The 16,211-nt window shown below is 42.2% G+C and carries 11 protein-coding genes; 10 read left to right on the top strand and 1 reads right to left on the bottom strand.

Features of this window, described 5'->3' with window-relative positions:
- Nucleotides 1–84: 84 nt before the first annotated feature.
- From trpD to ACT3QQ_RS08475, 4 genes are all read left to right on the top strand, one after another.
- On the top strand, nucleotides 85–1,206 hold the full coding sequence (gene trpD / locus ACT3QQ_RS08490) for an anthranilate phosphoribosyltransferase (RefSeq protein WP_444527657.1): 1,122 nt from the start codon (nucleotides 85–87) through the stop codon (nucleotides 1,204–1,206).
- Between the two features lie 72 nt (nucleotides 1,207–1,278).
- Nucleotides 1,279–2,148 carry an indole-3-glycerol phosphate synthase TrpC gene (trpC, locus tag ACT3QQ_RS08485; RefSeq protein ID WP_444527656.1) on the top strand — a complete coding sequence of 290 codons (870 nt, stop codon included), beginning with the start codon at nucleotides 1,279–1,281 and terminating at the stop codon, nucleotides 2,146–2,148.
- 108 nt (nucleotides 2,149–2,256) lie between these two features.
- Entirely contained in the window at nucleotides 2,257–2,988 is a 732-nt protein-coding gene (locus tag ACT3QQ_RS08480; protein WP_444527655.1) for a Smr/MutS family protein, read from the top strand.
- Nucleotides 2,989–3,099: 111 nt separating this feature from the next.
- A complete protein-coding gene (locus ACT3QQ_RS08475) occupies nucleotides 3,100–3,732 on the top strand; it encodes a DNA-3-methyladenine glycosylase family protein (protein WP_444527654.1) in 633 nt (210 codons plus the stop codon).
- A 70-nt stretch (nucleotides 3,733–3,802) separates the two neighbouring features.
- On the opposite strand, the gene ACT3QQ_RS08470 is transcribed toward ACT3QQ_RS08475, so the two are convergent.
- Nucleotides 3,803–5,716, bottom strand: a complete 1,914-nt coding sequence (locus tag ACT3QQ_RS08470; RefSeq protein ID WP_444527653.1) for a mechanosensitive ion channel family protein — start codon at nucleotides 5,714–5,716, stop codon at nucleotides 3,803–3,805.
- A 499-nt stretch (nucleotides 5,717–6,215) separates the two neighbouring features.
- On the opposite strand from ACT3QQ_RS08470, the gene ACT3QQ_RS08465 reads away from it, so the two are divergent.
- From ACT3QQ_RS08465 to ACT3QQ_RS08440, 6 genes are all read left to right on the top strand, one after another.
- Nucleotides 6,216–8,123 (top strand): TonB-dependent receptor plug domain-containing protein, encoded by a 1,908-nt coding sequence (locus tag ACT3QQ_RS08465; protein ID WP_444522741.1) that lies wholly within the window; start codon nucleotides 6,216–6,218, stop codon nucleotides 8,121–8,123.
- A 351-nt stretch (nucleotides 8,124–8,474) separates the two neighbouring features.
- Nucleotides 8,475–9,899, top strand: coding sequence for an adenosylhomocysteinase (gene ahcY, locus ACT3QQ_RS08460; protein ID WP_444522740.1), 1,425 nt, complete (start codon nucleotides 8,475–8,477; stop codon nucleotides 9,897–9,899).
- 13 nt (nucleotides 9,900–9,912) lie between these two features.
- Nucleotides 9,913–10,761 (top strand): methylenetetrahydrofolate reductase [NAD(P)H], encoded by an 849-nt coding sequence (metF, locus tag ACT3QQ_RS08455; protein ID WP_444527652.1) that lies wholly within the window; start codon nucleotides 9,913–9,915, stop codon nucleotides 10,759–10,761.
- Nucleotides 10,762–11,061: 300 nt separating this feature from the next.
- Nucleotides 11,062–11,913 (top strand): 16S rRNA (uracil(1498)-N(3))-methyltransferase, encoded by an 852-nt coding sequence (locus ACT3QQ_RS08450; RefSeq protein ID WP_444527651.1) that lies wholly within the window; start codon nucleotides 11,062–11,064, stop codon nucleotides 11,911–11,913.
- A 173-nt stretch (nucleotides 11,914–12,086) separates the two neighbouring features.
- Nucleotides 12,087–13,799 (top strand): putative bifunctional diguanylate cyclase/phosphodiesterase, encoded by a 1,713-nt coding sequence (locus tag ACT3QQ_RS08445; protein WP_444527650.1) that lies wholly within the window; start codon nucleotides 12,087–12,089, stop codon nucleotides 13,797–13,799.
- 584 nt (nucleotides 13,800–14,383) lie between these two features.
- Nucleotides 14,384–16,177, top strand: coding sequence for an acyl-CoA dehydrogenase C-terminal domain-containing protein (locus ACT3QQ_RS08440; protein WP_444520741.1), 1,794 nt, complete (start codon nucleotides 14,384–14,386; stop codon nucleotides 16,175–16,177).
- Nucleotides 16,178–16,211: the final 34 nt, after the last annotated feature.

Here is a 16,211-nt window from a genome sequence, read left to right as displayed (position 1 = left end):
TATGTTGGCAGAAAGACGGCTTTCATAGAATTATGCCAAATTTCACACAGATTCATATAAAAAATAATAGTAAGCGAGACTATAATGAGTACGACAAAAATAGAAGAAACGCACACGCCAGAGAGTATTGCAAAATTGTCTGACGAGCAAACACATCGATTGCTAACCACAGCTTTGGGTAGAATATTTCAACACATCGATTTAACTTTTGATGAGATGTATCAAGTGATGCTGATCATCATGCAAGGTAGATGTAGCGATGCTATGATGGGTGCTATCTTGACAGGACTACGCATGAAAGGCGAATCCATTGACGAGATTACTGCATCTGCCAGCGCCATGCGTGCACTAGCCGCCAATATTGAACCGCAAAACTGCGATTACTTGGTAGATATCGTTGGTACTGGCGGCGATGGTGCTAATTTGTTCAATGTTTCGACTGCATCAGCGTTGGTTGTTGCTGCTGCTGGTGCACAGGTTGCTAAGCACGGCAATCGTGGCGTCTCGACCAAATCTGGTAGCTCAGACTTACTTGAGCAGGCAGGTATCAGTCTCGCACTTACACCAGAGCAAGCAAAAGACTGTGTCGAAAATCAAAGCATTGGATTCTTGTTCGCGCCTAATCACCATAGCGCCATGCGTTATGCCAACCCTGTACGCCGTGAGCTAAAAGCGCGTACCATTTTTAATATTTTGGGCCCATTGACCAACCCTGCTGGCACGCCAAACCTAGTCATCGGTGTGTTTACTGCACAATTATGTGAGCCGATTGCCAAGGTCATGAAAAATCTAGGCGCGCGTCATGTCATGGTTGTGGGCGCAAAAGATGGTCTAGATGAAATCAGTCTTGCCACTTCGACCACGGTTGCTGAACTAAAAGATGGCGAGATATCAGTTTATGAGCTGATGCCAGAAGATGCTGGTATTGAGTCTCAAACTCTTATGGGTCTCGATGTAGACTCTCCAGCACAAAGTCTTGAGCTGATTCGTGCTGCGCTATCTGGAACCGATACTCATGACCGTGCGGTTCTCAAGGCTCGGGACATGATTGCTCTAAATGCAGGTGCCGCGATATACACCGCAGGACTTGCCAGCAACTACCCTAACGGTGTTAGCCGGGCACAAAAGGTGATTCAAAATGGCGATGCTTTACTCAAACTTAAGTCTTTAGCCAACTACACCCAGCAGCTAGTGGCTCAAGATTAATTTATAAGTATTCATATAATGCGATCCCTGCCAACACTGTTTATTTACATTTAACGATATTCGGATACCAGTATGACCACAACCCATTCAGACATACCTTCAGTGCTAAAGCGCATTGTCGCAACCAAAGTAGAAGAAGTAAAAGCCGCTCGCGAAGCATTATCTCTGGAAGCGTTGCAAGCAAAGGTCGCAGCTGACGATAAACCGCGTCGAGGTTTTGCTGCGGCGTTACGTGCTGCTGGCATTAAAGAAGATGGTATTGGTATCATTGCTGAGATTAAGAAAGCCTCACCGTCTAAAGGTATTATCAATCATAACTTTACCCCTGCTCTATTTGCTCAGCAGTATGAGCAAGCAGGTGCTAGCTGTCTGTCTGTATTGACCGACCGTGATTATTTTCAGGGCGACGATAGCTATCTTATTCAGGCGGCTAATACTTCAAGCTTACCGATATTACGTAAAGACTTTATGATTGATGTCTATCAAATATATCAATCCTACCTAATGGGCGCTGACTGTATTCTACTCATTATGGCTTGCCTAGATGATTCCCAAGTACAAGAACTGCATGCACTGAGTATTGATCTTGGTATGGACGTATTGATAGAAGTTCATACCCAGTCTGAGCTTGAGCGAGCGCTTAAATTACCTCGTTCAACGCATAATATTTACGGTATCAATAATCGTGATTTAAATACCTTTGATGTTGACCTGCAAACCACACTTGATCTGAAAGATATTTTAAACGACGCACTTGCTGCTGATAGCGCTGAGCAACAACCACTTATCGTGACCGAAAGTGGTATTCATAGTGGTGATGATATTCGCCTCATGCTAAACAATGAGATTCAGCACTTTTTGATCGGTGAGCAATTCATGAAAACTGATCACCCAGGGCAAGCGTTACAATCATTACTTGCGGGCGTCGCAGCAGACGGGTAAAGTAACTCCATAATTTAAGCGTCAATAAATACTAGATAGATTGAACAATATGCGTGCTATATACATTGTGCAATCAACCATTCATCAATCAACGATACGTTAACTTTTATGTCAAACTCTCTGTTTTCAAAAGAAATGCAAGACCAGCTCAAAGAACTCAAAGGCCAACTGAGCAAAGGCCGTGATACCAATTCACCTGAAGGTGAGAACCAAAAGCCAACTGAGCCGGTGTCGCTACCGACTCAAAAGCAAGTCAAAAAAACAGTCAAGCAGCTAGATAGTGAACATATCGATGATGATAAAGTCCTATTTATGCAAGCCATGCATGGTGTTAATCAGCTAGAAGACAAAAACGTTCGATCACCCGCCAGCGCAACCAAAGCAGGTAAGCCTGATGCAGCGACACTATCAAAACGTGCTGCAGCTCAAGGTAGCGAAGCCAGTGATTTAGGGGCTGGCTTGTCAGATATGCAAGCATTACTAAACCCTGTCGCTGCTGAAGCTTATTTATCTTATAAGCAGCCAACACTGCAAAATAAAATCTTTGATCAGCTCAAAAAAGGTAAGCTACGTTGGTATGATGCGGTAGATATCCATGGCTGTACAATAGAAGAAGCACGAGAAGCGATGACTCAACTATTGAGCCAAGCCAAGCAGAAAAACGAAACCATGGTAAAAATCGTCCATGGCAAAGGCAGCGAAGCGATTTTAAAAACCTGCATCAATGGTTGGTTGCGTCAATTGCCAGAAGTACTAGCGTTTTGCTCCGCCCCACCAAAAGATGGTGGTAATGGTGCTGTGCTGGTACTACTCAAAAAATCTAAAACCGATGGTGAATAGGTTTTACTATCAGCAATGACGTACTACATAAAGAGGACTGCCTATTTGCAGTCCTTTTTTTATCACTTACTAATGGTTTAGACACCTTTTGACTAGCAAAGCGAAATAACTATGAACATACAGACCATGGAAAACACTAACGAGCTAGAACAACAGATTGCTGCGCTAATTGCTATTGAACCAAGGTTTGCTCCTGTTCATAAGCAAGTCGGCACACCTAGCCTTAGACATAACGAGGGCGGGTTTGAACAGTTAATGAGAGCGATGGTTGGTCAGCAATTATCAGTAGCTGCTGCTGCCAGTATTTGGAAACGGTTGGTTGATGCAGAATTGATCACACCGCAAGCAATACATGAAGCAACAGACGATACCTTGAAAGCACAAGGGCTTTCTAAGCAAAAAACTCGTTATGTACGCTCTTTAGTTGACCATGATATAGACTTTGCAACGTTGGAAGCCTTACCCAATGAAGAAGTCGTCGCAACCTTGACAGCTGTGACAGGTATTGGACGCTGGACAGCTGAGATGTATTTATTATTTTCACTAAAACGTGCCGACATACTAGCAGTCGATGATTTAGCCATTAAAGTCGCAGCCATGGAACTATTAGGTCTAGCAGAGCGACCAACACCCAAAAAACTTAAAGATTTAACCCAGCACTGGTCACCTTATCGCAGCGCTGCCAGCCTATTACTTTGGTCGTATTACGGCTCATTGCGTGATAAAACCGCAGTACCTTTGTAGCTAACTATGTAACTCTTACAGAAAACATCGTTAGCGTTATTTATCACCACTTTTGAGGAAAAAATCTCTTTTAAGGCTGATTCCATATAGAGAAACCAAATTTGCTTTTAGCATGTTTAAATTTACTTTTTCTTAACATATGGCTTTTATGTTTTAGTGCTTTAAGCGCCCCTCTCCGGCTTACTGTTGCAAGAGGAAAACCATGTTGACTTGGCTTATCATCAGATTTGTCGCTATCTTTCTCGTCCTCATTTTTAGTCATATCAATATTGTTATGATTATTATCATTTTCTATACTGATATTTGCTTCATCGTTATTAGTACTGCTGTTATGGTCTGAGCCATCTTCCTCTGTTTCAGCAGTGCTATTTTCCATATGATGATCAAGCTCAGTTTGATTGACAATCAGCTGCTGCGTAGGTAATGCATGCTCGACTTTATACTCTGAAACCTTCTTTAATACATCGATAAATAAAGTATTTTGTTTATCGTAGAATTCAATGATACCAACTGCATTAACATAAGCCTGCAACTGAACAACATAGCAATCTTGACGTAACTCTAAAATATTGACCTGATTCCACTCTTGATTGGTCAAATCATGCTCTTTTATAAACTTATCCAAGTCATTGACCATTTTGAAAACTACATTAAGGTCGGCGGTGCGTTTTAGATACAGCAGATGACAGAAACGGAACATATCACGAGAAGTGAAATTTTCAATTTGCATGGATGAGAAGTCACCGTTGGGTACTGTTACGATGGTGCGCGATAGCGTACGTACACGCGATGAGCGAATACCAATATCAATCACCGTACCTTCATATGTACCAAACTTACAATAGTCACCTATTCGCACAGGCGAATCTGCAACAACAACAACACTACCCACTAAGTTTTCGATGGTCTTTTGTGCACCAAGTGCTAACGCTAAACCACCCACACCCAGTGCTGCGATACCAGTCGTTAAATCAAAACCTAAATTGCCAAATATGACAATCACTGCAAATATCAATAGCAGGGCTTTAACAACTTTACGAAGCAATCCCAAAATCGAGACTCGCTCAGTATAGTTCTTTTTATAACTCAGATTGACCGCACGAGTAAATATGGCATCAATCACTCGCAGCAATAGCCATGTCAGCGCTACCCAAGACGCAATATCAGTAAAACGATTAACCGGCTCACGTAGTGTTACCGATACCCCTGCATAGACCATGACTTCAGATAGTATCAGTGCCATGACTACAACAGATAGAGGTAATATAACTTTGTTTGGCAATGGCAATGGCGTACCACGTAAACGAGGATATACAATCCTCAATAAATGATATAGCAACCATACTCCTATATAGGTCAATATAAAGCTACTAACAACCATGGTCAGTGCAGCGACTAAGTCGGCGAGCTGATAACCGAAAAGCTTTTTACCTTCTAACGAATCAATAGTATAGCGAGACACCAAAGTTGGTTCAGTGTTCTCTATTACTTCAGGTATCGAGCTGAGCGTATCGCTTGAAAACTGCCAATACTTTTCACCTCTATCAGATACCACTCTTTCGAGTATCAGCGACACATCTTTTTCACCAATGCTAATAACACCTACGTTTTCTTGCTGGGATGGTAGCTGATCGGTCAGATTGCCCTCAGACTCATTACTAATCTGCAAGTCCGGCTGAAAACGGCCACCTGCATCTAGCGCTTGCTTAAATTGCCGTACAATAGTGGTTGGGTTGTCAGACTTCGGTACATTCAAATAGTTACTTGCCAACAAGTAATCATTTTCGCTTAATGCACTGATGAACCCCTGTACTGTATGGCGCGGTGTGTCTCGTCCAAATGAATCCGGTCGCGGTGACTCTGCTGACTCTTCACTACTACTTTCACTTACACCAAGTGCACCAGATTCAGCAGCATAAGCGTTGTTTGGCAAAGCAACACTCAATAGCATAGCAAGCAACAACGTTATGACTATAAATGGCATTGTAGCTATAGAGTAGAATGAATTATGCAAAGTATTGGGGGTCAGATTATGCTTGATAGACAAAACAAACCTCTTAGTTTAGAAACGACATGAAAAATAACGAATAATATCTATACTATAGTAACAATTATTTATAACAGCAGTACTTTTGATTGCACAATTTTGTAGCTAACTGTCTCATTAGTTGGTCTCTTATTATGTGAGCGCTCCCCATAGTAGGTACCTTTAAAGAATAGATATTATGAACAGAATTGAAGAAGTTGTCGTAAAATACTCAAATAAAATGATTTTTGGCTTAACTACTCCATAAACCAACATGAATAATATTCATCCTATCTTGAATAAATATTAGCTCAAAATAGTTTATAAAGCAGGCTAATTTGTAGATAATGAGCACAGTTTTGCTTATATACTATTTTTTGTAACTTTTGACTACTTTTACGTCACGATAGTTACCCCTCATTTCTGCATTTTTAATTTGATTACTTTGGAATCGACTATGTCTGTATCACGTGCATCTTCACGTACCTATCTTCGTTTAAGTATTTTAAGCGCGCTTGGCTTACTTGCAGTTAATACTGCTATGGCAGCCACTTCTGGAAACACTTCCAACAACGATAGTAACCTACCACAAGTTGAGCTTGATGAAATCGTAGTAACAGCGAATCGCACACCTACTAAAGTCAGTAATGTAATTGCGCAAACACGTGTTGTGAATAGTAAAGAGCTCAAACGATATCAAGGTCAAACAGCATTAGAGGTACTAAAGCGCCAACCTGGTATCAACCATTATACAAACGGTGGCATGGGCACGGTTTCAAACCTTTATATGCGCGGCTACGATGGTAAACAAATCTTAGTACTGATCGATGGTATTCGCTATAGCTCATTAAGTACAGGTACTAGTGCCTTAAATTTACTACCAGCAGACCAGATCGATCGTATCGAAATACTATATGGCGCATCAGGCTCTAGTATATATGGTGCAGATGCAATGGGCGGCGTCATTCAAGTATTTACCAAAGGCAGCAATGTCGAAAAGACTAACTATTCTGTAACTGCAGGTATCGGTTCGAATGATCAGTACCTATATGGCGCGAGTGCACAGTTTGCTAATGATACTGGCACAGCCCTTAGTCTATCAGCTAGTCACAATGAAACAGATGGTATTAACGCAACCACATCTTCAAACGCTTTTTCTTATAACAAAGATGATGACGGTTTTGAGAGTGATAATGCGAGCATTGCTTTAAATCAGCGTATTAATGATCAATGGTCGGCAGGTGCTAGTGCGCTGTATAGTGAATCAACGACTTATTTTGATAATGGTGCGGCGCAGAATGTCTATTCTGATCAAGAAACAGGCGCAGCTCAAGCCTTTGTCAATTGGCGCTATCAGCCAGGCGCTTCAGTAAAGCTGCAATATGGTCACTCTATTGATAATATAGATACCGAAACCTATGCCAGCAACTATGACACCGAACAAGATCAAGTCAGCTTAGTAGGTCAGCACTCACTACCTATCGGTACAGGTGTCTACGGAGCAGAATACTTAAACCAAAGTATCGATACCACTGACTATGATGTTGATGATCGCGACGTCACCAGTGCTTTTTTGGGTTATGTGCTAGCTAATAATAAGTTCGATGCACAAGCAAACCTACGTTATGATGATAACTCACAGTATGGTGATGAAACTACGTACAACCTAGGTGGTGCGCTACACATCAATCCTAATCTACGTGTCGGTGCTAGTTATGCTAAAGGTTTCCGTGCACCTAGCTTCAATGATTTATACTCACCTTTCGGCGGCAATGCTGAACTAACACCAGAAACCAGCGATAACTATGAAGCATTTATTGAATATGACACGCCTATTCAATCTACCCGCTTGACTGGCTACCATAATAAAGTTGATGACCTAATCAGCTACGTATCAAACCCCACTCCTAGCAACCCATATGCAGGCGCTAGCGAAAACGTCAATGAAGCCAAAATCAAAGGACTCACGCTAACATCAGATTGGATAATCGATGACTACTTATTTGGCGCGAGTTATGACTACCAGCAAGCAAAAGACAGCAGTGGCGGTAGCAATGATGGTAATTTCCTTGCCATTCGTCCTGAGCACAAAGGTCTGATTTATGCAGGCTATCGCCTATCAAGCTTTGATATTCGTGCCGAGTATGAATACGTAGGCGATTACTATAGTAATACTGCTAATGCAGAGTCGCAGTTTGTCGATCATTATGGTTTGTTCAATATTAGCGGTAACTATCAGTTAACTGATAATCTCACTATGACTGCTCGTTTGGATAACATTACCAATGAGAAATACATCACGCTACCTGGTTATGATACTGATGGTATTAACTACTTTACTTCTCTCACTTACAACTGGTACTAAGCTCACTTAGCAGTTAAAAACCTAGCGTTTATCTAAATATAAAAGGTCATCTACAGGTGGCCTTTTTTTGTGCCTACGAAAAGCATACAAGTACTTATGCCATGACTGCTTATCATTTATCTCAGTCAATAGGTGACAATCAACCACTCATCTATTACAATAACGACCTCCGAGAGGTGTTGCGCCATAATGGTGATTTACTGCATTAACATTCTAAAGTTATGCAATCACAGGTTATGTTAGGCTCGGTTAACTGTCGAGAGTCCCTATTTTTGGTCGCTCACAGCGCAAACAACGGCACCTGCGTTTTTATTCTTTTTATCATTCGTTAACCACTGATAGGAGCATATTATGGACGCAGTGTCTACTACACCATCTGCCCATACGATCGATCCCTCTTTCACTGACTATAAAGTCGCTGACATCAGCCTTGCTGATTACGGCCGCCGTGAAATTACGCTTGCTGAAGCTGAAATGCCTGCTCTAATGGGCTTGCGTCGTCGCTACGAAGCAGACCAGCCACTTAAAGGCGCGAAAATCGCTGGCTGTATCCACATGACTATTCAGACTGCTGTACTTATCGAGACATTAGTCGCGCTAGGTGCTGAAGTACGCTGGACCTCATGTAACATCTTCTCAACTCAAGACCATGCTGCTGCTGCGATTGCCGCTGCTGGTATCTCTGTTTACGCTTGGAAAGGCGAAACCGAAGAAGAGTATGAATGGTGCCTACGTCAGCAAGTACACGTTGGCGGCGAAGCATCAGGCCAACTTTGGGACGCAAACTTAATCTTGGATGATGGTGGTGATTTAACCGCTCTTATCCATGACGACTATGCTGAGCTTCTTGACAATATCCATGGTATCTCAGAAGAAACCACCACTGGCGTTCACCGTCTGGTTGAAATGCTTGGTAAAGGGACACTTAAGGTACCAGCCATCAACGTCAACGACGCAGTGACCAAATCTAAAAATGACAACAAATACGGTTGCCGTCATAGCTTAAACGATGCGATTAAACGCGCTACTGATATGTTCCTTGCTGGTCGCCGCGCTTTGGTTGTCGGTTATGGCGATGTAGGTAAAGGCTCTACGCAAAGCTTACGCCAAGAAGGTATGATCGTACGTGTCTCAGAAGTTGATCCAATCTGTGCTATGCAGGCATGTATGGACGGCTTTGAAGTATTATCGCCATACATCGATGGTGACAATACTGGCGGTGCAGACAACATTAACACCCGTTTGCTTGAAGATACTGACTTGATTGTTACCACTACTGGTAATTATCATGTTTGTGACAAACATATGCTAGCAGCACTTAAACCTGGCGCTGTTGTATGTAACATCGGTCACTTTGATACTGAAATTGATACTCAGTTTATGCGTGACAACTGGCGTTGGGTTGAGATCAAACCACAAGTTCATCAAATCTTCCGTTCAGACGACGAAAACGATTATTTAATCTTGCTTGCTGAAGGTCGCCTAGTGAATCTAGGTAACGCGACTGGTCACCCATCACGCGTGATGGACGGCTCATTTGCCAACCAAGTATTGGCTCAAATGTATCTGTTCGAAGAAAAATTCGCTGACTTGCCAGTTGACGAGCGTACTGACAACTTATACGTAAAAGTATTACCTAAGAAGTTAGACGAAGAAGTGGCCGCTGCGATGGTTGCAGGCTTCAACGGCACCTTGACCAAGCTGACCCAAAAGCAAGCTGAGTATTTAGGTGTACCAGTTGAAGGTCCATTCAAGCCTGACGCTTATAAATACTAAGAGGAGCCTAACTGTGAGTAAGCCTGCTTTCTCCTTTGAGTTCTTTCCTGCAAAGACCGAGCAAGGTCACGAAAAGCTTCTCAGCACTTATGATGAGTTGAATAAACTGTCACCAGCTTATTTTTCGGTAACTTATGGTGCGGGCGGTTCAACTCGTAGCCGCACTTTAGATATCGTACAAGCATTAAGTGCGCGTGGTACCACTGAAATCGCGCCGCATATGTCTTGTATTGGTGATGATAAAGCTGAAATCGCTGAATTGCTCGAGTACTATAAGACTTTAGGTATTAGACGCTTGGTAGCGCTACGTGGCGACTTGCCATCAGGTCAGGTGGGCATGGGTGAACTACCATTCGCTGTTGATTTGGTTAGATACATTCGTGAGCACTCAGGTGATCATTTCCATATCGAAGTGGCCTCCTACCCTGAAATGCACCCACAAGCACGTAGCTTTGAATTTGATATCGACAACTTGGTAAATAAGTACCAAGCTGGTGCCAATGCGTCGATCACCCAGTTTTTCTACAACGCTGACAGCTATCTGTACTTGCGTGATAAGCTTGAGAAGCGCGGTATTGACACGGTCGCTCAGCCTTTGGTTGCTGGTATTATGCCAATTACCAATTCAAGCAATCTATTACGCTTTGCAGATAGCTGTGGCGCCGATATTCCGCGCTATGTACGCAAGCAGTTGACGGATTTTGGCGATGATCGTAAGGCGATTCGTGAGTTTGGCTTTGATGTAGTTTATCGCTTGTGTGAACGCTTGATCAATGAAGGTGTACCCGCCATGCATTTTTATAGCATGAATAAAGTCGAACCAAATAAACGCTTGGTAGAAGCATTGGGTTTAATCGTTTAAACCTCTAAGCATTCTCGGGTAACTCTTGAATACTCTCAAATATATTGTTAATGACTGGCGCTTTTAGGAGCGCCAGTTTTTTATTGTCAAAATTTTGATTAGTGACCCTTCACCGTTTTACCCATACACTTTATCCTATTCGATTTTTTAAAATCTCTTTACTGTGTAACAATGCTGCTCATAGCGTTATTATCTTTATTAAGAAAAATTCTCATAAAACAAATGTCATTAATCGTTTCAAGTGATATTCTATAGAGTTAATAATAACTATACTCAAACTAATAATAGGAATAAGACCACGTGCGACGTTTTTTTTATGCCGTTGATAACAACAACGCTGATACCTCACTATTACCTAAATTGGGTGAATTATCGCTAGGTAGTAATATCGAATTGACAGGCAGTATCGCCCATCATTGGTGCCGTGTATTACGGGCAAACATCGGTGATCAGGGTATACTGTTTGATGGATTTGGCGGTGAATATAAGGTAGAGCTACAGACAATCAGTAAGAAAAACGCCATTGCTACCTTACTTGCACATATAAGCGACGATCGTACAGCACCTACTATCACCCAAATTGGCTTAGTCATGAGCCGCGGTGAGCGTATGGATTATGCTATTCAAAAGGCGACTGAGCTTGGCGTGACTGCCATCCAATTACTCAGCAGCCATCATGGCGAAGTCACATTAAAACCTGCCCAAGTGGAAAAGAAACTGGCGCATTGGCAACAAGTGGCAATTGCCGCTTGTGAACAATGCGGTCTTAATCGTCCACCCCTTATTCTTGCGCCACAATCTATCAAAGAATGGCTAAGCAATGCGAAAACGGAGATAGCTGTCAGCTCTGTCGTCTCTACGCTTAGTCGTGACTCTTACTATCAAGTGTTAGAAAATACTGCAGATCTGTGTATGCAAATGAGCGTACCAGCAGCAGGACAACCTGCCATGCCTAACGCTTTATACGATATTCTCAAACAACAAACCCCTTATATCAAACTCTTGATCGGACCTGAAGGTGGTTTAAGTAGTGACGAGTGTAAGCAAGCAGAGAGTATTGGCTTTGAGCCTTGGCAGATCGGCACAAGAGTCTTACGTACCGAAACCGCACCAGTGGTAGCGTTAGCTACTTTACATGCTTTGAGCACTTAGTGAAAACTGATAAATACTAGTATGACAATCGTAGTCTTTGTCTTTTATGCTTATAGTCAAAAACAACGTTTGTTCTTCATCGTGCATAGTAAAACGCGATGCCAACTCAATATCAGTAAATTGACAATACAGTTCTTATTTTTATAAGTCCTTATCTTTTGTGAGCCGCTATTATGAGCAATCGTGACACTATTTCAGTATCAATCAAGCAGCAGTTGATGAGCACACTTTGTGAACAGCTTGAGGACGCCATATTTGTATTGGATGATAACTTACGTTATTTAGCAGTCAATGCTAGTTATGAGCTTATGATTGGCTATAAAGAAGAGTTCTTAGTCGGTCGACCACTTGGTATTTATGCTGCCGAGTTTCTATCAGAAGCAGAGCAGCTGATCTTAAAAGATATCAGCAATAACTTAGACAGTCATGGCTTTTACGAGCTTGATTTTTCAATGGTCAATCGTTATGGCGAACCGATTGACTGCCATGTTACTTATCGCAAGATTTATGTCGAGCAGACGGCTTATCATGTTGGTATGTTACGAGACATGTCGTCCGTCATCAAAGACCAAAAACAGGTCGCACATTTACTCAACTACGACCAAATCACAGGCCTTCCCAACCGCAAAGTGTTTTTGAGTCAGACGAGTGACACGCTATTAGATAGTTACCAAGAGATCGTCCTCGTACGCTTAAATATTGACCGTTATCGCAATCTTGCCAGCCTACTAGGGCCTGATGGTGCTAATGATTTGATAAAAAACTTTGTGAAAGAAGTAGAGACTCTCAAATTACATAACTTACGCTCTTTTTCTCACTTTGGTGGTGATGATTTTGCGCTATTATTTGAAGTTAAAGATGCCAATATGGTGCGTCACCAACTAGACACGCTTATGCAAATGTGTGAACGACCTTTCTTTACTGATAAAAATCATGCAACAGATGCAAATATTTACTACCATATCTCTGTAGGTGTGAGCTGTTTTCCAAAAGACGATAACGAAGTAACCGGTTTATTGACCAAAGCAGAAAAAGCACTGGACTATGTCAAACAGCATGGTGGCGATGATATTCGCTGGTACGATGAAACTATCGAAAATGCTACCGCTGGTAGCTTAGAATTAGAATCTGAGCTTAGAGTTGCTACTACAGAAGGCCAATTTATTCCTTATTACCAGCCGAAATTTTCATTAGAGACTGGTGCTATTACAGGCTTTGAAGCATTGGTACGTTGGCAACATCCTACTCGTGGATTGCTTAAACCCGTCCATTTTATCAATGCTATTATCGCGTACAAGCTATCCTTTGATTTGTTTTCACAACTGGCCATCAAAATTGTTAAACAACTATCCGTTTGGCAACGGCAAGGGTTTCATCAACACGTCTGTATCAATGCTGATGCGGCTGAATTTAGCCACCCTAATTTCTTTGATATGGTGAGCACACTGCTGACAGAGAACGGCGTTGCTGCACAGCAGTTGCATATTGAAGTGACCGAATCGTCTTTGATTCAGCGTCATGACAATGTAAAAAAACAGCTCAATTCACTTAGAGAACTTGGCGTACGTCTAGCGCTAGATGATTTCGGTACTGGTTATGCATCATTGAGCTACTTACAAGAATACCCCTTTGATTTTATCAAAATCGATAAAAGTTTTATCTCCAATATTGAAACTGATTGTACCCAGCACGCGATTGTAAAAGCTATTTTAGACTTAGCATCCGCTTTAGACATGCAAGTCGTTGCTGAAGGTATCGAAACTGAGCAGCAGCGTGATGTGTTACTAGATATGGGTTGTAAAAATGGTCAAGGTTATTGGTTTAGTAAACCCGTGGCGGCTGACGTTGCCACTGAGATGCTGATTAAGCAGAACACTTCTGAGTAAACGCTAAGCTGCTAATTATAAGCTACTATGTTAAGACTCATAGAATAGAAGCCTGTTTGACGTTTATTACCTTTATATATGTGACATTACCTGCATACATGCTAGGTTCTACCAAATAGCGTTATCATTTAGACTGGTGCGTTTGTCATTCTGGCGAACGCTATTTTTTTGGCTGTCATTTTTTCATGTTAATACTGGTTATATAAAGAACTACCCATCTTAGTATCATTAAATTTTTCATAAGCTTAATGCTGCTGTCTTCTAGCGCCTAACGTTGATTGCATAACCGATGCAAGATAGGTTCATGACTTATCAGTCCTGTCACCAAACTTGTATAATCACCTGTGAAAGCCTATCTTTTATAGTGAATTTGTTAGAGTACATTTAATCTCTTATTGGCTCTGACGATCACCACTCTTTTCAACACTATTTTATGTAATCGATGGCATGGCTGACCTGCTTTACTGTTTATCATTTATTTAGATTTTCAGATTGGCTAGGTAAGAATAACGCACTAGAGGATAGTGCGACCATATGCTCATTATTGGCTATGATCGATTACATTCCAAAAAGGACAGGAAGTTATGCAATACAAAGCGCCCTTACGTGATATCCAATTCGTTATGCATGAACTACTCGATAGCGAAAGCCATTACAAAACTTTGCCTGCGTTCCAAGAAGCTGACCGTGAGCTAATGGACAGCCTGTTTGAGATGGCTGCAAGCTTTGCTGAAAACGAACTGTCACCATTGAACCAAAGCGGTGATGCTGAAGGCTGTAAGTTTGATAACGGTAAAGTTACCACGCCAAAAGGCTTCAAAGAAGCTTATGATGCGTATTGTGAGCTTGGCTTCCCAGCCTTGTCTGCTGAAGAAGATTTTGGTGGTCAAAACATGCCTTTTTCATTGTCTTCTGTCATCAATGAAATGGTCGGTACAGCTAACTGGTCATTCTCTATGTACCCAGGCCTATCACACGGTGCTATCCAAACCATCGAGCATCATGGTACTGATGAGCAAAAAGAAACTTATCTAGAAAAAATGGTCACTGGCGAATGGTCAGGTACGATGTGTCTTACGGAAGCACATGCGGGTTCTGATTTGGGTATTATCCGTACTAAAGCTGAGCCTAAAGAAGATGGTAGCTATAGCATCACGGGGCAAAAGATTTTTATCTCTGCAGGTGAGCATGACCTAACCAGCAACATCATTCATATCGTTTTGGCTCGTCTACCAGGCGCACCTGCTGGCACCAAAGGTATCTCATTGTTTATCGTTCCTAAAATGACGGTCAACGAAGATGGTAGCGTTGGCGAAAGCAACAATGTCGTTTGTGGTTCTATCGAGCATAAAATGGGTATCAAAGCCTCTGCAACTTGTGTCATGAACTTCGATGGCGCAACAGGTTACTTGATTGGACCTGAAAACCGCGGCCTACAGTGCATGTTCACTTTCATGAACGTGGCACGTATCGGTACTGCCGTGCAAGGTTTGACTGCAGCAGAGTATGCATTCCAAGGTTCATTAACTTATGCAAAAGACCGCTTAGCAATGCGCGCGCTTTCAGGTACAAAAGCACCAGAAAAAGTGGCTGACCCTATCATTGTACATCCAGCCGTTCGTAACATGCTATTGACTGAAAAAGCCTTTGCGGAAGGTGGTCGTGCGCTAGTCTATTATCTCTCACATTTTGCAGATACCGTTGCAAAAGGCGAAGGTGAAGCACTGAAGTTTGCTGACCAGATGTTGTCACTATTGACCCCAATTGCTAAAGCATTCTTGACTGAAACAGGTCTAGAAGCTGCTAACCACGGCGTACAGGTTTATGGTGGTCATGGTTTCGTTAGCGAATGGGGTATGGAGCAGAACGTACGTGATACGCGCATTTCTTGCTTATACGAAGGTACTACAGAGATTCAGGCGCTTGACTTACTAGGCCGTAAAGTCCTAGGTTCACAAGGTAAGCTGCTTGCCAACTTTGTAAATGTTATTCAAGAATTCTGTGAAGAAAACAAAGAAAATGACGAGATGGGTCAGTTCATTCGCCCACTTGCCAAGCATCTTAAAGAATGGGGCGATTTGACTGCACGTATCGGTATGCAAGCAACTGAAACCCCAGAAGCTGTCGGCGGCGCGGCGGTAGACTACATGTATTTCAGTGGTTATGTCACCCTAGCCTACTTATGGGCGCGCATGGCACTGGTTGCTCAAACTGCTATCGCAAACGGTACTGGCGAAAAAGCATTCTATGACGCTAAAGTTAAGACGGCTCAGTTCTACTTCGCTAAACTATTACCACGTACTACTACGCACGTACAGCGTATCAGCACTGGTGTAGAGCCGTACATGAGCATGGATGTTGATCAGTTTGCCTTTTAATTAAAGCGCTGAAGTTCGTAAACATATAATTTTA

It is taken from the genome of Psychrobacter sp. AOP7-A1-24 (assembly GCF_052376235.1).
In the GTDB taxonomy this organism is placed as follows: Bacteria; Pseudomonadota; Gammaproteobacteria; order Pseudomonadales; family Moraxellaceae; genus Psychrobacter.
Note: the sequence above shows the minus strand (reverse complement) of the source record. Positions and strands in the feature narration are given on the sequence as shown.